This is a genomic window from Streptomyces sp. NPDC126503 (genome assembly GCF_040302405.1).
GTDB classification, from domain to species: domain Bacteria; phylum Actinomycetota; class Actinomycetes; order Streptomycetales; family Streptomycetaceae; genus Streptomyces; species Streptomyces gulbargensis.
Genome location: NZ_JBEORS010000001.1, coordinates 548,394 through 566,924, shown reverse-complemented (window position 1 = coordinate 566,924; position 18,531 = coordinate 548,394). Strand labels below are relative to the sequence as shown.

General features: G+C 72.7%; 16 protein-coding genes. 11 read left to right on the top strand and 5 right to left on the bottom strand.

Annotation, left to right across the window (positions count from 1 at the left end; all coding sequences use genetic code 11):
- Positions 1–8: 8 nt before the first annotated feature.
- Together ABTY40_RS02605 and ABTY40_RS02600 are read left to right on the top strand one after the other, a co-directional pair.
- A complete protein-coding gene (locus ABTY40_RS02605) occupies positions 9–989 on the top strand; it encodes an ABC transporter ATP-binding protein (protein WP_352057805.1) in 981 nt (326 codons plus the stop codon).
- Positions 990–1,002: 13 nt separating this feature from the next.
- Entirely contained in the window at positions 1,003–2,271 is a 1,269-nt protein-coding gene (locus ABTY40_RS02600; protein ID WP_352057804.1) for a DUF445 domain-containing protein, read from the top strand.
- A gap of 163 nt (positions 2,272–2,434) precedes the next feature.
- On the opposite strand, the gene ABTY40_RS02595 is transcribed toward ABTY40_RS02600, so the two are convergent.
- Both ABTY40_RS02595 and ABTY40_RS02590 read right to left on the bottom strand, forming a co-directional pair.
- The gene (locus ABTY40_RS02595; protein WP_352057803.1) at positions 2,435–2,737 is read right to left on the bottom strand and encodes a hypothetical protein; all 303 of its coding nucleotides are present in this window, start codon (positions 2,735–2,737) and stop codon (positions 2,435–2,437) included.
- Between the two features lie 50 nt (positions 2,738–2,787).
- Complete coding sequence (locus ABTY40_RS02590; RefSeq protein ID WP_502990464.1) at positions 2,788–5,961, bottom strand: DEAD/DEAH box helicase; 3,174 nt, start codon at positions 5,959–5,961, stop codon at positions 2,788–2,790.
- Between the two features lie 163 nt (positions 5,962–6,124).
- Here ABTY40_RS02590 and ABTY40_RS02585 point away from each other — a divergent pair, with 163 nt between their 5' ends.
- The gene (locus ABTY40_RS02585; RefSeq protein WP_352057802.1) at positions 6,125–7,252 is read left to right on the top strand and encodes an MrcB family domain-containing protein; all 1,128 of its coding nucleotides are present in this window, start codon (positions 6,125–6,127) and stop codon (positions 7,250–7,252) included.
- Positions 7,253–7,270: 18 nt separating this feature from the next.
- On the opposite strand, the gene ABTY40_RS02580 is transcribed toward ABTY40_RS02585, so the two are convergent.
- The gene (locus ABTY40_RS02580; protein ID WP_352057801.1) at positions 7,271–8,275 is read right to left on the bottom strand and encodes an SEC-C metal-binding domain-containing protein; all 1,005 of its coding nucleotides are present in this window, start codon (positions 8,273–8,275) and stop codon (positions 7,271–7,273) included.
- A 179-nt stretch (positions 8,276–8,454) separates the two neighbouring features.
- Between ABTY40_RS02580 and ABTY40_RS02575 the strand changes: the two genes are divergently transcribed.
- The 4 genes from ABTY40_RS02575 (at position 8,455) to ABTY40_RS02560 (ending at position 12,387) form a co-directional block, all read left to right on the top strand.
- On the top strand, positions 8,455–8,748 hold the full coding sequence (locus ABTY40_RS02575; protein WP_352057800.1) for a DUF6412 domain-containing protein: 294 nt from the start codon (positions 8,455–8,457) through the stop codon (positions 8,746–8,748).
- 188 nt (positions 8,749–8,936) lie between these two features.
- Positions 8,937–9,692 (top strand): YidC/Oxa1 family membrane protein insertase, encoded by a 756-nt coding sequence (locus ABTY40_RS02570; protein WP_352057799.1) that lies wholly within the window; start codon positions 8,937–8,939, stop codon positions 9,690–9,692.
- A gap of 139 nt (positions 9,693–9,831) precedes the next feature.
- Positions 9,832–10,689, top strand: coding sequence for a fumarylacetoacetate hydrolase family protein (locus ABTY40_RS02565; RefSeq protein ID WP_352057798.1), 858 nt, complete (start codon positions 9,832–9,834; stop codon positions 10,687–10,689).
- 156 nt (positions 10,690–10,845) lie between these two features.
- Positions 10,846–12,387, top strand: coding sequence for a choice-of-anchor A family protein (locus ABTY40_RS02560; RefSeq protein WP_352057797.1), 1,542 nt, complete (start codon positions 10,846–10,848; stop codon positions 12,385–12,387).
- On the opposite strand, the gene ABTY40_RS02555 is transcribed toward ABTY40_RS02560, so the two are convergent.
- Together ABTY40_RS02555 and ABTY40_RS02550 are read right to left on the bottom strand one after the other, a co-directional pair.
- Positions 12,353–12,850, bottom strand: a complete 498-nt coding sequence (locus ABTY40_RS02555; protein ID WP_352057796.1) for a heme-degrading domain-containing protein — start codon at positions 12,848–12,850, stop codon at positions 12,353–12,355. The two genes, ABTY40_RS02560 and ABTY40_RS02555, sit on opposite strands and share 35 nt — an antisense overlap.
- Positions 12,847–13,974: a Gfo/Idh/MocA family oxidoreductase gene (locus ABTY40_RS02550; protein ID WP_352057795.1), complete on the bottom strand. Its 1,128-nt coding sequence runs from the start codon at positions 13,972–13,974 to the stop codon at positions 12,847–12,849. The genes ABTY40_RS02555 and ABTY40_RS02550 overlap by 4 nt, the downstream gene beginning before the upstream one ends.
- Positions 13,975–14,030: 56 nt before the next feature.
- Between ABTY40_RS02550 and ABTY40_RS02545 the strand changes: the two genes are divergently transcribed.
- The 4 genes from ABTY40_RS02545 (at position 14,031) to ABTY40_RS02530 (ending at position 18,526) form a co-directional block, all read left to right on the top strand.
- Positions 14,031–15,197 (top strand): ROK family transcriptional regulator, encoded by a 1,167-nt coding sequence (locus ABTY40_RS02545; protein ID WP_352057794.1) that lies wholly within the window; start codon positions 14,031–14,033, stop codon positions 15,195–15,197.
- A 127-nt stretch (positions 15,198–15,324) separates the two neighbouring features.
- Positions 15,325–16,368: a hypothetical protein gene (locus ABTY40_RS02540; protein WP_352057793.1), complete on the top strand. Its 1,044-nt coding sequence runs from the start codon at positions 15,325–15,327 to the stop codon at positions 16,366–16,368.
- 135 nt (positions 16,369–16,503) lie between these two features.
- Positions 16,504–17,271, top strand: coding sequence for a GntR family transcriptional regulator (locus ABTY40_RS02535; protein ID WP_352057792.1), 768 nt, complete (start codon positions 16,504–16,506; stop codon positions 17,269–17,271).
- Between the two features lie 133 nt (positions 17,272–17,404).
- On the top strand, positions 17,405–18,526 hold the full coding sequence (locus ABTY40_RS02530) for a TIGR03364 family FAD-dependent oxidoreductase (RefSeq protein ID WP_352057791.1): 1,122 nt from the start codon (positions 17,405–17,407) through the stop codon (positions 18,524–18,526).
- The last annotated feature ends 5 nt before the right edge of the window (positions 18,527–18,531 follow it).

Below are 18,531 nucleotides of genomic sequence, written 5' to 3'. Positions count from 1 at the left end.
ACCGACCCGTGCCCTTCATCGAACTCGACTCCCTGGAGAAGGTCTTCACGGTCCGCCGCCGGGCGGGCCTGCTGCGCCGCGAGAAGCGCGAGGTCCGCGCCGTCGACGGGATCACCTTCGGCGTCGAACGCGGCGAGATGGTCGGCTACATCGGCCCCAACGGCGCGGGCAAGTCCACCACGATCAAGATGCTGACCGGCATCCTCACCCCGAGCGGCGGCCGGCTGCGGGTCGCCGGCATCGACCCGGCGCGGGAGCGGACCCGGCTCGCCCGGCGGATCGGCGTCGTCTTCGGGCAGCGCACGACGCTCTGGTGGGACCTTCCGCTGCGGGACTCGTACCGGCTGGTGCACCGCATGTACCAGGTGCCCGACGCCCGCTTCCGCGAGAACCTCGACCGGTGCGTGGAGCTCCTGGAGCTCGGTGACCTCCTCGACGTGCCCGTACGGCAGCTCTCCCTCGGCCAGCGGATGCGCGGCGACATCGCCGCCGCCCTCCTCCACGACCCGGACGTGCTCTACCTCGACGAACCGACCATCGGCCTCGACGTCGTGTCCAGAACGCGGGTGCGGTCCTTCCTGCGCGAACTCAACTCGGAACGCGGCACCACCGTCCTCCTCACCACCCACGACCTCACCGACATCGAACAGCTCTGCTCCCGCGTCATGGTCATCGACCACGGGCGCCTCATGTACGACGGCGATCTGACCGGCCTGCACGAGGCCGGCGACGGCGAACGGCTCCTGGTGGTCGACCTGGCCACCGCGGTGCCGCCCATCGAGGACGTCCCCGGCGCCCGGTTCGTCCGCGCCGAGGGGCCGCGGCAGTGGCTCGCCTTCCCGGCCACCGCCTCGGCGGCGCCCCTGGTGTCCGCGGTCGCCGCCGCCTACCCGCTGGTGGACCTCTCGGTGCGGGAACCCGACATCGAGACGGTGATCGCGAAGATGTACGGGGGAACTCGGGAGGAGCGCCGGGAGTCCCTCACGTAGGGAGGTCGAGTCCATGGTGAGTTTCTCGTACACGGCGGCGGACGCCGAGAAGAGCAGGGGTGTGCGGCGCATGAAGGCGCTGGCCACCTCGCTGCTCGTCGCGGTCGCCGTCATCTACGCCCTGGCGACCTGGGCCGAACACTCCGGCGCCGGCGCCTGGGCGGGGTACGTCGCCGCGGCGGCCGAGGCCGGCATGGTCGGCGCGCTCGCGGACTGGTTCGCGGTGACCGCCCTCTTCCGGCACCCCCTGGGGCTGCCGATCCCGCACACGGCGATCATCCCGAAGAAGAAGGACCAGCTGGGCACCTCGCTCGGCGCCTTCGTCGGCGAGAACTTCCTCTCGGCCGACGTCGTACGAGGCCGGCTGCGGGCCCTGGGCATCGGCCGCCGGCTCGGCGGCTGGCTCTCCGACCCGGCCCACGCCGACCGGGTCACCTCCGAACTCTCCACCGCGCTGCGCGGCGCGCTGACCGTGCTGCGCGACTCCGACGTCCAGGCCGTCGTCGGCGAGGCCATCACCCGCCGCGCCGAGGCCGCCGAGATCGCGCCCGGCCTCGGCAAGACCCTCGACCGCCTCGTCACCGACGGCGCCCACCGCCGGGCCGTCGACCTCGTCTGCACCCGCGCCCACGACTGGCTCGTCACGCACGGAGACTCGGTCATGGACGCGGTCCAGGGCGGCGCCCCCGGCTGGACCCCGCGCTTCGTCGACCGCAAGGTGGGGGAGCGCGTCTACCGCGAACTCCTCCGCTTCGTCACCGAGATGCGCGACATGCCCGCGCACCCGGCGCGCGGCGCGATCGACCGGTTCCTCACCGACTTCGCCGCCGACCTCCAGGCCGACACGGACACCCGCGCCCGCGTGGAACGCCTCAAGGGCGACCTCCTCGCCCGCCCCGAGATCCAGGACATCATCGCCTCCGCCTGGTCCTCCGTCCGCGCCCTCGTCCTCGCCGCGGCCGAGGACGACCACAGCCAGCTCCGCCTGCGCGCCCGCGCCTCCCTCATCTCCCTGGGCCGCCGCCTGTCGACGGACGCCCGCCTCCAGGGCAAGGTCGACACCTGGGTCGAGTCGGCGACGACGTACCTGGTCACCACCTACCGCACCGAGATCACCTCCCTGATCACGGACACGGTGGCCGGCTGGGACGCCGCCCAGACCTCCAAGAAGATCGAGGCCAACATCGGCCGCGACCTCCAGTTCATCCGCATCAACGGCACGGTCGTCGGCGCCCTCGCCGGCCTCCTCATCCACACGCTGAGCAGAGCGGCGGGGGCGTAGGGGGGAGGGGGCGGGGCCTCGCCGGGTCCGGGCGGGGCCTTGGTGACGGCGGGTCCGGGCGGGGGCTGGGGGCCCCGCCAGGTCCGGGCGCTCGGTGGTGGCCGGGCCCGGGGGCTGCGGGCCCCGTCGGGTCCGGTCCTCCGGCTTCCGTCCTCCGAGTGCCTCAGCCGCGGTCGCGGGTCGCGGCCCAGGAGGCGGCGGCGACGGCCCCGGCCGCCGAGAACACCGCCGGCCAGGCCCCGATCTTCTTGGCGAGCGGATGCGACCCGGCGAAGGCGGCGACATAGGCGGACGTCAGCCCCACGGAGGCCTTCGCCCCGCCCACCCGCTGCCACTCCCGCGCGGCCACCCCACCGGCCACGGCCAGCACGACGCCACCGAGCGGCCGCTTCTTCGTCCACCGCGCGACGGCATAACCCCCGACGAGCCCGGCGGCGGCAACGGCGGAGGAGGGGATGCGGGACATGGGGTGCCTTTCTTCGGACCACTGGTGAAAAGAAGCCTAACGGTTTCCTTTCACCCCGCAGCAATGCTCGAGTAACTCACGACGTCTGCAGGGATCTCGTGCTCCAACTCCCAGGTGATCGCCATCGGGCGGCTCCCCTCGTGCGACAGGTACCGAGCAGGACCCAACAGCATCCACGGTTCCGCACCGCCGAGATCCGTGGTCTTGTACCGGCGGGCGAACAGCAGCACCTGACTTCCTTGCTGGACGTGCTTCTGATAGCGCTGCCCCGTCGGTGAGGTCTCGGAGGTCTGGTTCTGGGACTCCCAATGAAATCGGGTGCTGCTCAGTGCGTAGTCGTGGTATCGAGTCTGCGGAGCGAAATCCTTTTCATCCTTGTGGAGCGTGATGAGTAGGGCATCCGTGGCCACGGATTCACACCACTTCACACCCTCGCGGAAATCGGCTGGCATGAAGCCGCCGACCGCCGACTGCCCGAGGGCAGGCAGGATCTCTTCGCGGCTGTACGACGCGTGGACGGTGAGAGGTACGTCTACCAGTGCCCCGGTCAGGGGGATCGGCACATGTTCGGTGTGCGCGAGGTTGTAGCCCAAGATCTGGCGAAGTTCCTCCCGTACTACGGAATTTTCCCGTAGTACGGCGAAGCCTTCGTCGTAGTGCGTGAATCCCTTACGGGTCCACCCGCCCAGTGGCCAGAACTGGAAAAAGAGCATGCGTGCATAGGCCTGTTCCAGCGGGGTCAGTGCGTCATACGAGGGCAGGTCGTCTTCGAGTAGACGGGTGTACTGGGCAATGCGCTGCGGGTCATCTACGTGAAGGAAAGCCGGCATGCGCTTGAGGAGCGCTGACTCGTCGACGGGTGGAGCGCTGGTCAGGAGGTTGGCCCGACGCAGCAGACCCGTCCAGGAGTTCCCGTTCCCGCGGTAGAGCTCCTTGATTTCTCGACCGCTCTCCTCCAAGTATCGAGCCAAGGAAACTTCCGCGTAACTGCGAACTTCGCGAGCCAGTGCGACGACGTTGACGCCGATCTGCTCCCTGATGTTGGCGAGGACGATGCTCTTCGCCTTCTCCTCCAAGACGATGTGGCAGCCAGAGGGAAGCTGGGGAAAGTCGTTCTCGATGTGGTCGAGCAGACGCTTTCTCGTCAGATTGGTGAGGGCGCGGAACTGGTTCTCGAAGCGAAACTCCTTGCGATGCTGTCCGATGAAGTCGAGAACGGTCAGCACCGCCTTGTTCTCACTGCGCCGCAGTCCGCGCCCGAGCTGCTGGAGGAAGACCGTCGCGCTGGAGGTGGGGCGCAGGAGGAGCAGGGTATCGACGTCGGGGATGTCGACCCCTTCGTTGAGGAGGTCCACCGAGAAGATGACCTGGAGGGCGCCGGAGGCCAGATCGCTGAGTGCCTGTTTCCGCTGGTCCGCGGGGGTCTCCCCGGAAAGGGCGACGGCCCGGAGCCCAGCGTCGCAGAAGTACTGTGCCATGAACTGGGCGTGGGCCACGGTGACGCAGAAACCGAGGGCGCGCATGGTCCCCGGGTCGGCGACCTTCTCCTGGACAGCCTTCACGACGAGTCGGGCCCGGGCGTGATTTCCCGTGAGGACGTTGTCGAGTCCGGTGCGGTCGTAGGTGCCGCCCTTCCACTGGACGGTGGTCAGATCGGTGGTGTCGCTGATCCCGAAGTAGTGGAAGGGGCTCAGAAGATCGTTCTCCAGTGCTTCCCAGAGGCGCATTTCGGCGGCGATACGACCGTCGAAGAAGGCGTCTTGGATGGTGACGCCGTCCATGCGTTCGGGGGTGGCAGTGAGACCGAGGAGTTCCTGGGGGATGAAGTGGTCCAGGACGCGGCGGTAGGTGGCGGACGTCCCGTGGTGGAACTCGTCGATGACGATGACGTCGAAATGATCCGGGGCGAGCTGCTCCAGCGTCTGCGGTCGTGCCAGGGATTGAACGCTCGCAAAGACGTGGGTCCAGCGCTCCGGGATCTGGCCCTCGTGGAAGGACTCACCGAAGTTGGCGTCGATCAGGACGTCTTGGTAGGTGCGGAGGGACTGCTGCAGGATCTCCTTGCGGTGCGCGATGAAGAGAAGGCGCAGATCACGACCGTACATCTTCCGCAGGTGCCGATAGTCGAGCGCTGCCATGACTGTCTTTCCTGTCCCCGTCGCGGCCACGAGCAGATTGCGGTGCCGGTCGTGGACGACGCGTTCCACCTCCAGACGCTCCAGCATGTCCCGCTGATGCGGAAAGGGGCGTACCTCCAGGCCGGAGAGGGTGAGGTGCCGGGGCGATGCGTGGGAGGACGCACCGCCGGCAAGTCCGAGGGCTTCGTCGAGTCGGGCGTGATCCTGGTCGGGGTCGTACGTCTCGAAGGCGGCGTCGCTCCAGTAGGACTCGAAGGTCCCTTCGAACTTCCGTAGTGCGTCGGGTGTGGCGACGGAGGAGAGACGCACGTTCCACTCCAGCCCATCGAGGAGTGCTGCCTTGGAGAGGTTGGAGCTGCCGACGTACGCCGTGTCGAATCCTGTGTCACGCCGAAACAGCCACGCCTTGGCGTGCAGCCGAGTTGACCGTGTTTCGTAGTTGACCTTTACCTCGGCACCGAATTCCCGGACGAGGCGATCCAAGGCACGGCGTTCGGTGGCGCCGATGTACGTGGTGGTGATGACACGAATCGGTATGTTCCGCTCACGGGCGGAGGCGAGAGACTGCTCGATGATGCGCAGGCCGTGCCACTTCACAAAGGCGCAGAGGAGGTCGATGCGGTCGGCAGTAGCAATCTCGGAGCGGAGTTCGTAGCCGAGGCTCGGGTCGTCGGGGGCGTTGGTGATCAGCGCAGTGTCCGACAGAGGTGTGGCCGGGCGGATGGCGTGGGCGCCCGGGGCTTCCTCGCGGGCGAGGGCGAGGAGCTGTTGCGGCCCTTCGGAGACGTTCTCCACCCAGTGGCGGGCCCCGTCGATGGTCGCGACGGAATCGAGAATCCGATTGGCGGCCGCCACCCGATTCTCAGGCGGGAGGCCACTCAGAACCTGCCGCACGGTCGCTGCCACGTGACGGGCGAGGATGTGCGGCGCGGACTCCGCGCCCACGGGGCTCGTGATGGGTTTCCAGCCCAGTCGGGCCAGCTCGGCGAGCTGATGCTCCATCCGTACGGTGATGAGCTGCTCATACAGCCCCGACGACGGGGGCGCCTCACTGTCGAACTGACCCACGGCTCGCTCCTCGTTCATGGTCACCAAGGTCTGGTTCTACCAGGAGCCACGGACAGCAAGTGCCGGTTTTGAACGGTTGAGCTCCCGTCAGGAGCACGGGGTGGGTAGAAGGTGACGTTCTTGCGGTGCATTGTGATCGGCGTCACCGCCGAAAGTGATCGCGTGGGGTTAACGTCCGCGGATGTCGCTTCGTGACCTCCTCCAGGAAATTGCTGCCCTCTACAACCCCGTCGGTACGACCTCTACGAGCCGTGCCGACTGCGCATTGCTCTGGGGGATCAAGGACCTTCAGGACCTGGCCCTGCCTCGGTACTGTCGCGCAGAAGGCTTCGCGGGGAAGGGGAACATGGCGCGGGTTCCCTGGATCGGCGTGTTCCACGAGAAGATCAACACCAATCCGCACCAAGGCGTCTACCTGGCGTACCTCTTCGACGCCGACCGTGCGACGGTGACTCTCTCGCTCCAGCAGGGCGTCACCGTCTTGTCGCGCAAGGACCGCTACGGAACCGGTCAAGAACTTCACCGGTACTTGCAGGAGCGAGGCGACGCGTACCGGCGCGCCCTGCCTCCCCACCGACTCGAGGGTTGGCAGGACGATGTGCGGCTGCACGCGGACCAGTGGCGCCCCCGTGCGTACGAAAAGGCGAACATTGCCGCCCGCCGGTACGAGGTGGCCCATCTGCCCAGCGACGTGGAGCTGGCACGCCACCTTCAGGAAGCGGTCGAGCTGCTTTCGCACGCGGCGGTCGTGGACCGCTACGCCGCGGACCTGGAGTTTCCGACCACCGGTGAGCCGACCGTTTCCTACCTCGCCGGGCACGGGGGCAAGGACGAGCCCGACGTCCCCTTCCTTCCTGGCAACAGTGAGGACTACTTCGTCACCGTGAATGGAGGAACGGACCGCCGGCGGCGGGAGCACGAGACCTTGTTGGCGGCGTTCGCGGCGCACGCGACGGCCCGTTCCTTCGAAAGCCGCAACGTCTCCATCGGGGACAGGGACCTCGTCCTGCGCAGAAACGATTCCTCCACCGAGTGGCTCGTCGAGGTCAAGCAGATCCCCGACGGCGGACACCGTGGAGCCGTACGCGCCGCAGTAGCTCAGCTGCTGGAGTACCGCCACGCGTACTACCGACTCCGTGACCGAGAGGACCCCCACCTCTTGGCCGTCTTTAGCGCCCCCATCGGTGATTTCGGCCCGTACTTGGAAACGCTGGGCATCGCGGCGATGTGGCCGATCGACGACAAGCCCATGTGGTGGGCCGGGACCCCTTCAGCCGCGCAGTGGGGTCTTCTCCCGGTGACGGGCTAAACGCCCCCGGGCCTCCGGCTACTCCGCCCCGTGGCACTTCCCGTACGTCTCCCCCGACCCGCACCAGCAGGCCGCTGTGCGGGCGGGGGGCCAGGGGGTGGCGCGGCCGCGGGCGGCGAGGGTGGTGGCGTACTGGGGGAGGAGGTCGGCGTTGGCGGGGGAGGAGGCCTCGGAGGCGGCGAAGGCCTCGTAGGAGGGGACGGTCGCCGGGACGATGCCGAGGTTGGGGGTGCCGGCCTGGGCGAGTTCGCGGAGGGAGGCCTCGATGTCGGTGAGGTGGGCACGGTACGTGGGGTACTCGGCCTCCAGCTCCGGGTAGGCCGCGAGGAGCTCGTCGAGTTCCGCTTCCGGCCAGTGGAGGACGGCGACCGGGAAGGGGCGGGAGAGGGCCGTGCGGTAGGTGCCCAGCTCCGAGCGGAGGCGGGTGATCTCGGCCTGCAGCTCGGCCGGGTCCGAGGAGCCGAGCGACCACAGGCGCTTCGGGTCGTGCAGCTCGTCCAGCGGGACCTCGGCCGTGTGGAGGCGGTCCGCCAGGTCGTCCCAGTCGTCGTGCGGGAGGGCCAGCATGCGGCGCACCCGGTGGCGGGTGGTGAGCAGGGACCGGGTGGCGTGCGGGAGGTCCTCCGCGGCGGGGCGGGCCGCGAGGAGGCCGGCCCCCTCCGTGAGCGTGGCCTGCGCCGCCTCCAGCTCGTCGTGGGCCTCCAGCGTCTCCGCCGCGATCTGCCACGGCGCCGCGTCCGAGGGCTGCTCCCGGCGCAGGCCGTCGATGATCGCGCGGGCCTCCGCCTCGTGGCCGTACTCCCACAGGTTCGCCGCCTTCAGCGCCCTGATCAGGTGCGGTTGCGCGGGCGTGCCGGCCAGGAGGGAGTCGTAGAGCGTCGACGCGCGCGGGCGGTCGCCCGCCAGCTCCAGGTGGGCCGCGGCCTGGAGCAGCAGGGGCTCGCGGTCGCCGGGGTACTGCGTGGCGGTACGCAGCAGGCGCTCGGCTTCGGTGATGTGGGCTGCAGGCGTGTCGGGGCGCATGTTCTCACCGTACTGCTGTACGGGCCGCGAGAGTTGGCGCCCCCGCGCTTCTGGCGCCCGGCGGACGGGGTACGGCGCACCGTGTGCGGGCGCGGTGGGAACTTCCGGGCGCCGCCGCGCGTCCACAGGGGCAGGGGGCCACGCGAACGGGCCCGCGAGGCGACCAGGGGGTGGGGAACATGGCCGGGAGGGCGCTCCTGCGCGTCGCCGCGCCGCTGTTCTGTCTGCTCGCCCTCGCCGAGCTGTTGTTCTCCGACGGGGCCGCGTTCTCCACCGCCGTGGCCCTCGCCGCGACCGCCGTCCTCTGCGCGCTCACCGGGGCTCGTACGGCTCCGGCCGTACCGCCGACCCGGATCCGTACCGTCCTGCGCGACCGCGAGCGCCGCACCGCCTTCCTGCCCCAGCGCGATCCCGACGCCGCGGGCCGGCGCAGACCCCGGGCTCCCGGCCGTCCCCTCCCGACGGCCGCGTAGGGAGCCCGCCGGAGGGGCCCGGGACACCGGAAGGCCCCGCCCCGCACCGGAAGCGCCGAGACCCCGGAGATGCCGAGGTCCCGGAGATTTCGAGGTCCTCCCCTCAGCCCCGCGGGGGCTCACGCGGAACCGTCATGCCGAGAACCGTTCCTCGCCCGGCACGACGAGATCCCACGGAGGGCTTCTCCATGTCCGCGTTCCTCGATGTTTTCGCCACCCTCGTCCAGCGGCTCGCCGAGCTGCTCCAGCCCCTCTTCGCCTCCGCCGCCACCGCCGCCGCGATCGTCCTCTTCACGGCGCTCGTACGGCTCGCCGTCCACCCGCTCTCCCGCGCGGCCGCCCGCGGCCAGCAGGCCCGCACGCGGATCGCCCCGCAGCTCGCCGCCCTCCGCAAGCGGTACGCCAAGAACCCCGAGCGCCTGAAGAAGGCGGTCATGGACCTGCACGCGAAGGAGAAGGTGTCGCCCTTCGCCGGCATCCTGCCGAGCCTGTTCCAGGCGCCCGCCTTCCTCCTCATGTACCACCTGTTCGCCGGTGACCGGATGGCCGGGCACACGCTGCTCACCGCCCCGCTCGGCGACAGCTGGACCGACGCCCTCGCTCACGGCGGCCCCTTCGGCCCGGCCGGGCGGGTCCACCTCGCCGTCCTCGCGCTCACCGCCGCCGTCGCCGTCGTCAACTACCGCCGCACCAAGCGACAGCTCGCCGAGCAGCCGCTCGACCTGGGGCAGCCCACGCCCGGCGCCGGCGCCGTCACCAAGGTGATGCCGCTGCTCTCCTTCGCCACGCTCGTCACGGTCGCCGTCGTCCCGCTCGCCGCCGCCCTCTACGTCCTCACCAGTACCGCCTGGACCGTCGCGGAACGGGCCTTCCTCTTCCGCGCGGAGAGCGGCTCCGGCTCCCGGTCCGCACCGGCCACGGGCGGCCCGGCTACTCGCGCGTAAGGGTCCAGGGTGTGAACGGGGTCTTGCAGAGTGACCGGTTCTCTTGGAGGATCGGCCAATCCTCCGATGGCCGCACTCCATCGGCCGGGGCACCTCGGGGCCCGCCTCCCGGGCCCACCTCGACCACAAGGAGAAGACCATGAAGCTGCTGCGTGTCGGCCCGGCGGGGGCCGAGCGTCCCGCCCTGCTCGACCAGGACGGAACCCTCCGCGACCTGTCCGCCCTCGTCGACGACATCGACGGCAGTCTCCTCGCCGACGCCTCCGCGCTCGACCGGATACGGGCCGCCGCCGGTGCCGGAGTGCTGCCCGCGCTCGACGCGACCGGCCTGCGGATCGGCCCGCCGGTCGGCCGGATCGGCAAGGTCGTGTGCATCGGGCTGAACTACCACGGCCACGCCGCCGAGACCGGCCAGGCCACCCCGGCCGAGCCGGTCGTCTTCCTCAAGGCCGCCGACACGGTCGTCGGTCCGGACGACACGGTCCTCGTCCCGCGCGGCTCCCTCAAGACCGACTGGGAGGTCGAGCTGGCGATCGTCATCGGCCGCACCGCCCGCTACCTGGAGACCGACGAGGAGGCCCTCGCGCACGTCGCCGGATACGCGGTCGCCCACGACGTCTCCGAGCGCGAGTTCCAGATCGAGCGCGGCGGCACCTGGGACAAGGGCAAGAACTGCGAGACCTTCAACCCGCTCGGCCCCTGGCTCGTCACCGCCGACGAGGTGCCCGACCCGCAGTCGCTCGGGCTGCGCCTGTGGGTCAACGGCGAGCTCAAGCAGGACGGCCACACCTCCGACCAGATCTTCCCGGTGGCGGAAGTGGTCCGGTACGTGAGCCGGTTCATGACCCTCCACCCGGGCGACGTCATCAACACCGGTACGCCGGCGGGCGTCGCCATGGGGCAGCCGGAGCCCAAGCCGTACCTGCGGCCGGGCGACGTGGTGGAGCTGGAGGTCGACGGCCTCGGCCGCCAGCGCCAGGAGCTCAAGAGCGCCTGAGAGGGCAGGGTGCGGCGGCTGGGCGCGACCGTGCGTCCTCCGCCGGCCGGGCGTTCGCCCGTACGGCCGGACGGCTCGCCGTCCCGCGCGCGGAATCGGCGCGCGCCCCGCGCGAGGCTCCGTTCGTTTTGTCCGTTCTTCTGCATATTGCGATGTATGGATAGAACGAAGACCGTACGGGGAGGGCGGCGGACTCCGCGCCGTACGACCGCCTCCGCCGCCCTCGCCGTGGCCGGTGCGGCCGCCCTCGTCGGAACCCTCGCCGCCACCGGGGCCGCCGATCCGCTGCCGGGCGGGCTCGGGCCGTGCAAGCCGGGCAACTGCCCCTCCGCGTACCCGGACGTCAACAACGGCCGGGTCGACCACCGCGACAACAACATCAACGTCTTCGTCGGCGGTGACTTCCGTGTCCGCGAGGCGGCGGCGGAGGCCGAGGGGAAGGTCGTCGTCCTCGGTGACTTCGACCAGAAGAAGCGGGCCGGGGCGTCCGCCGTCTACAACGTCGGTGTCGCCGGCGTCGGCTCCCGCGTCCCGCCCGACGACGGCAGCGACTTCCTCACCGTCGGCAGGAACCTCACGGTGGCCGGCGGACAGCGGCTGCTCGCCGAGGAGGGCGCGGTCCACGGCGTCGTACGGTACGGGGGCACCCTCGCCGGCACCGTCGCGCCGGCCCCGGTCCAGGACGCGACCGCCGCCGGACCGTACACGGACCTGCGGGACCGGCTCACCGCGGCCAGCCGGTGCTACGCGTACGTGGACGGGCGCTCCCGCCCGGCCACCGGCACCGCCGTCAACCACGACTACGAGACCCTCTTCACGGGCGACGGCACCTCGGCGCTCCAGGTCTTCACCGTCGACTTCGACCTGGAGTCGGCGCGCGGCGGCCAGCAGGGCATCCGCTTCGACCGGATTCCGGCCGGGGCGACCGTCCTGGTGAACGTGCTCGGCGCGGACCGGACCGTCGACTCGTTCATCGGCGGGCTGCCGTACGGCCTGCGCGAGCGGGTGCTGTGGAACTTCCCGGACGCGACGAAGGTGACGTTCGAGGGCACGGCCCAGTTCGCGGGCAGCGTGCTGATCGGCAACCAGGCCAGTGCCGCGACCGTGACGATGCCCGGCATGAACGGCCGTTTCTTCACCACGGGGGACCTCACGCACGCCTCGGAGCCCGGGCGCGGCGGCGGACAGGAGCTGCACGCCTATCCGTTCGACGGCGACCTGCCCTCGTGCGGGAAACCGGTCCCGACCCCCACCCCGACGACCCCCACGCCGGACGTCCCCACCCCGACGACCCCCACGCCGGACGTCCCCACGCCGGACGTCCCCACGCCGACCGAGCCGACCCCTACGGCCCCGACCCCGACGCCGACCGAGCCGACCCCTACGGCCCCGACCCCGACGCCGACCGATCCGACCCCCACCACCCAGGCGCCCCCGGACCCGACCCCGACCCCGACCCCGAGTCCCACCGACCCGACCGGCGGCGGTTCCGGAGGTGACTCGGGCGGTTCCGGAGGTGACACCGGCGGCTACGGGGACACCACCGGCGGCGGGGGCCACGGCCCGGACGGCGAGCTGCCGGAGACCGGCGCCGGCGCGGGGGAGGTCGTCATGGGTGCCACCGCCCTGGGCCTGGCCCTCGCCGGTGGCGCGCTCGTCGTCGTCAGCCGTCGGCGCCGGCGTCGCCGTACGAGCTGAGGAACCGTTCCAGCGCCTCGACGACCAGGGCGTGGTCCTCGGCCTGCGGCAGCCCCGAGACCGTGACCGAGCCGATGACGCCCGCGCCCTCGACCGCGACCGGGAACGAACCGCCGTGCGCGGCGTACCGGTCGGGGTCGAGGCGCGAGGACTGCTCGAACGTCGTCCCCTTGGCCCGGAAACGGGCACCGACCAGGAACGAGCTGCAGCCGTACCGCTCGACCACCCGCCGCTTCCGGTCGATCCAGGCGTCGTTGTCGGCGCTCGACCCCGGCAGCGCGCAGTGGAACAGCTGCTGCGGCCCGCGCCGGATGTCGACGGCCACGGGCGCCCGCCGCTCCCGGGCCAGCCGGACGAGCAGGCTGCCGAGCGCCCAGGCGTCCTCGTACGTGAACCGGGGGAGGACCAGGCGTGCCTCCTGGGCCTCCAGGGCCGCCACGTCCGGGACCCCGGGGGCGCTCACAGGGTCACCGTCACGCGCTCGCGGGCGGAGCGCCGTGCCGCCTCCAGGACGTCGAGCGCGGCGGCGGCCTCGTGCGCGGTGACCGGGTTCGGGCCGGTGCCGCGCAGGGCGGCGGCGACGGCCGCGTAGTACGCCGGGTAGTCGCCGGGCAGCGACTCGACCGGTGTGCCGCCGCCGGTCAGCGGGGACTCGCCGGCGCCGAGCCGGCCCCACAGCTCCTCCGGTTCCCTCCCCCAGGCGGGCGCGTCCGGCCCGGGCCGCAGGCCCTCGCGGAGGGCGGCCTCCTGGGGGTCGAGCCCGTACTTCACGAAGCCCGCCTTCCGGCCGAGGACCCGGAAGCGGGGGCCGAGCTGGGCGGTGGTGGCGCTGACGTACAGGTGGGAGCGGACGCCGTTCTCGTGGGTGACGGCGATGAAGGTGTCGTCGTCGGCCTCGGCGCCCGGGCGGCGCACGTCCGACTCGGCGTAGACGGTGACGGCCGGGCCGAAGAGAGCGAGGGCCTGGTCCACGACGTGGCTGCCGAGGTCGTACAGGAGCCCGCCGACCTCCTCCGGGGCGCCGGACTCCCGCCAGCCGCCCTTGGGCTGCGGGCGCCAGCGCTCGAACCGGGACTCGAAGCGCTGGACCTCGCCGAGGGCGTCCTCGTCCAGGAGCGCCCGCAGGGTGCGGAAGTCGCTGTCCCAGCGGCGGTTCTGGAAGACGGAGAGGAGCAGGCCGCGCTCGTCGGCGAGGGCGGCGAGGCCGCGCGCCTCGGCGGCGGTGGCCGCGAGCGGCTTGTCCACGACCACCGGCAGGCCGGCCTCGAGGGCGGCCTCGGCCAGGGGGACGTGGGTCTTGTTGGGGGAGGCGACCACGATCAGGTCCAGCGGGTCGGCCCCCTCCTCCCACAGCCCCTCGGGGCGGGCCGCGACCCGGACGCCGGGGTGGGCGGCGCGGGCGGCGGCGGCGCGCTCCGGGTTGCCGGTGGTGACGGCGACGAGGTCGAGGTCCGCCGAGGCGGCGATCAGCGGCGCGTGGAAGACGGAGCCCGCGAGGCCGTAGCCGACGAGGCCGACGCGGAGGGGGCGGGGACCGTGGGGGGAGTACTCACGCCCCGGGCCCGTGCCAGTGCCTGTACCAGTCATGCCCCCCACTTAAGCAACGCTGTTGCCAAACTGCAAGCGCAGGCGACAATGGGCGTGTGAAGAAGGATCTCGGCCCCGCGGGAGCCAACCTGCCGGCGCTGCGCAGCCACAACGCGGCGCTCGTCCTCGACCTGCTCCGGACGGCGGGCGGGCCGGGCATCAGCCGCCTGGAACTGGCCGACCGGACCGGCCTCACCCCGCAGGCCGTCAGCAAGATCACTGCCCGGCTGCGGGCGGAGGGACTGGTGACGGAGGCCGGCCGGCGCGCCTCGACCGGCGGCAAGCCCCGGACCGTCCTGCGGCTCGTGCCCTCCGCCGGGCACGCCGTCGGCGTCCACCTCGACCGCGACGAGCTGACCGTCCTCCTGGCCGACCTCACGGGCGCCACCGTGGCCGAACGCCGCCGCCCCCTGGACCTCGGCTCGGGCGCCGGGCCGGTCCTCGACGCCGTGGAGTCGGAGGTACGGGCCCTGCTGAACCGGGGCCCGGCTACGGACCCCACCGGCCCCACCGGCCCCACCGACCCCACCGGCCCCACCGGCGGCGCGGGCGGGGTGGCCGGGGCGGCCGCGGCCGGCGGCGCTCCGGGAGCCGTGGTCGGGATCGGGGTCGCGATGCCCGGGCCGCTGGACCACCGGGCCGGGGTGCCGGGGCGCGTGACCGGTTTCCCGGAGTGGGACGGACATCCGGTACGGGACGAACTGGCCCGGCGCCTCGGGCTGCCCGTCGTCCTCGACAAGGACACCAACGCCGCCGCGCTCGGCCTCGCCCTGCGGCCCGCCGCCCCCGGTTCCTTCGCGTACGTCCACCTCGGTACGGGTCTCGGCGCCGGGCTCGTCCTCGGCGGCGCCCTCCTGCGCGGGGACCGCACCGGGGCCGGTGAGCTGGGCCACCAGACCGTGCGGCTCGACGGCCCTCCGTGCGGCTGCGGCGGACGGGGGTGCCTGGAGGTCCTGTGCCTGGCGGCGGTGGCGCGGGGCGACCTGGGCGAGGCCGCCCGGATCCTGGGGACGGGCGCGGCCAACCTCGTACGGCTCCTGGACATCGACCAGGTGCTCCTGGGCGGGCGCGTGGTCCTCGGGGCGCCCGGGGCGTTCGAGGACGGGGTGCGGGCGGTGCTCGCCGGGCTGGGGCTCCCGGCCCCGGTCACGGTGGCGGCCGGCCCCCGGGCCGTGGCGGAGGGTGCTGCCTGGCTCATCCTTGGTCCGATCTTCGGACAATAGGCTGATCGGGCGGACTCGGCGGGCCGTCCGGGGGTGTCGCGCGGTGTCGCTCCCGGGACCGCCCCGGCGCGCCTGGCAGCGTCGCGGCCGACCCGTACGTCCGCCGAGCAGCAAAGGCGCCCGTCCCATGGCACCCGCACCCCCGCGACTGCGCAACGCCCGAGCCCTGCCGCGCCCCGGCCCCCGCCCCGGAGCCCCCGCCCGGCCCCGTACCGCCGGGCTCAGGGCCCCCCTCGTCACCCTCGCCCTGGCCCTCGCGCTGCCCCTGTCCCCGGGGCTCGCCGCCGCACACCCGGCCCCCGCGCCCCCTGCCCTCCCCGGCCCGTCCGCCGTTCCCGCCCCCCTCCGAGCGCCCGCCGTTCCGGCCCTCCCGGGGCCGCCCGCCGTCCCCGCCCCGGCCGCTCCCGACTGCGGCGCGGTCGCAGGGGGTGACTTCCCGCTGGTGTCACGGCTGCACGCCGGCCCCGCCACCTACCCGGCCGGCGGCCCGCTCCAGGGCTGGAAACTCGATCTCACCAACACCACGGCCGCGCCCTGCACCGGCATCCACCCCGTTCTCGTCCTCACCGACCGCCGGCGGGCCCTGCGGCCGGAGCACATCCGGTTCGAGTTCCACGACGCCCGGGCCGACCGCTGGCATCCGGTCGCCTTCGAGGTGACCGAGGAGGCCGAGAACGTCGGCGCGTTCAGCGGGTTCCCCGGCTTCCAGGGCTTCACGGTGCCACCGGGCCGCACCCTCACCGTCCCCGTACGGCTGGCCTTCCGCGCCGACACGGCCCCCGACGAGGTCGTCGTGAACGCGGCCGTGGTCCAGCGGCGCGGCGCCGACGGGGACTGGGTCGGCCAGTCCGGGGACTACCGGCTCGCCATCGGCCCGGCGCGGTCCCCCTCCGCCCCGCCGGCCGACCCGGGGCGGACGCCCGTGCCGCCCTCCGGCGAACCCTCCGGAGCCGCCCCGGACGAACCGGCCTCCAGTCCGCCTTCCGACCCGTCCTCCACCGTCTCCCCCGTCCCCTCCGTCCCCCCGTCCCCCGGGGACGGTCACGACCCGAGCCGGGAACTCGCCCTGACGGGGCGGGAGTACGGTCTCCTCCTGGCCCCGCTCGCCGTCGCTCTGGCCCTCGCCGGCGCGTTCCTGGTCCGAGGGGCCCGCCGCCGTCGCCACCCCTGAGCCCGCGCCTCGGGAGCCCATCGCCCGAGCCCGGAAACCCCCGTGGCCGGCCCCGGCCCCGGCCGCCTTCGACCCGCACCCCCGGGCCACGTGCCGTACACCCTCCCGTTCACCCCCGTCTGCGACCATCGGCCCGTGAATCCCGTGAACCACCAGACCACCCCCGGCGCCCCCGTCCGCTCCGGCGTCCCGGAGCACGGACGGGTGCCCAAGTACTACGCCGTCAAGGCCCGGCTCTCCGCACTGATCGACGAGTTGGGCGACGGCGGCCTGCTGCCCACCGAGCGCGACCTCGCCGTCCGCTACGGGGTCTCCCGCGAGACCGTCCGGCAGGCGCTGCGCGAACTCCTCCTGGAGGGCCGGCTCCGCCGCCGGGGCCGGGGCACGGTCGTCGCGGGGCCCAAGCTCGAACAGCCCCTGTCGCTGGCCAGTTACACCGAGGGGGTGCGCCGCCAGGGCCGCCGTCCCGGCCGCGGTCTCATCTCGCTCGACCGCTTCCCCTGCACCGAGGCCCTCGCCCCCGAGGTCGGGGCCGCGCGCGGTGAACCCGTCTGGCACATGGAGCGGGTGCTGCTCGCCGACGACGAGCGGGTCGGCCTGGAGAGCACGTACGTCTCCGTGGCCCGCGCCCCGCGCCTGGACGCCGACTTCGACCCCGACTCCTCCTTCTACGCCTATCTGCACGACCGGCTCGGCATCGTCTTCGGCGACGCCGACGAACGGATCGAGACGGTGCTCGCCACTCCCCGCGAGGCCCTGCTCATCGGCACTCCGCCCGCGCTGCCGATGCTGCTCCTGCACCGTCTCTCCCGGGACACCGACGGCCGCCCCCTGGAGCGCGTCCGCACCCTCTACCGCGGCGACCGCTTCAGCTTCACCACCCGCCTCGGCCGCCAGGACTGAGCGGGCCCCGGCACCCGCCCCGCCTCCAAGGTCACGGCAAGGTAACGGGTCTGGTCCAAGCTTGGCGGGTCGTTCACCGTCCCGTCGCCCGCCCGATCGGTCCAGGACACCGGCCCCCAGGACCGTTTCGGCCATGAAGGTGATCGTCGTAGGAGCCGGCGTGGTGGGAACCATGCACGCCTGGCACGCAGTGGAACGCGGCCACGAGGTCGTACACATCGAGCGCGAGGCGGAGGCGCGCGGCGCCTCCCTCCGCAACTTCGGCCAGATCTGGGTGAGCGGCCGCGCCGCGGGGGAGGAGCTCGACACCGCCCTGCGCGCCCGCGACCTGTGGGAGGGCGTCGGCGCCCGCGTCCCCGGGCTCGGCTTCCGGGCGAACGGCTCCCTCACCCCCGTGCGCAACGACCTCGAACGGGCCGTCGCCGAGGCCGCCGTGGCCCGCCCCGACGCCGCCGCCCGCGGCTACAAGCTGCTCACCCCGGCCGAGGCGCGCGCCCTCAACCCGGCGTTGCGCGGCACGTTCGAGGCGGCCCTGTGGTGCGAGCGCGACGCCGCCGTCGAGCCCCGCACCGCCCAGCTCGCCCTCCGTGAGGCCCTCCTCGCCACCGGCCGCTACACCTTCCTCGCGCACCGCGAGGTCCGGGACGTGGTGGGCGAGCACGCCGTCCGCGACGACCACGGCGAGGTGCACAGCGGCGACGCCGTCGTCCTGTGCACCGGAGCCTGGCTCTCCGGCCTCGTCCGCGAGGTCGCGGGACCCGTTCCCGTCCGGCGCGTCCGCCTCCAGATGATGCAGACCGAACCGCTCGGCGAGCCGCTCACCACCTCCGTCGCCGACGCCGACTCCTTCCGCTACTACCCGGCCTACGCCTCCGCGGCGCTCGACGCCCTCGACGCCGGACAGCCCCAGGACCCCACCGCCGCGGCCCACCGGATGCAACTGCTCATGGTGCAGCGGCTCGACGGCGGACTGACCATCGGCGACACCCACGAGTACGAGCACCCCTTCGCCTTCGACACCCTCGAAGACCCCTACGAGCACCTCGCCCGGGTCGTCGAGTCCTTCCTCGGCCGCCCCCTGCCGAAGATCCGGCGCCGCTGGGCCGGGGTGTACGCGCAGTGCGCCGACACCACCCGGGTCGTGCACCGCCAGCGGGTCCGCGACGGCGTGTGGCTCGTCACCGGACCCGGCGGACGCGGCATGACCTGCTCGCCCGCCATCGCCGAGACCACCGCGAACGAACTGGGCTGGTGACACCC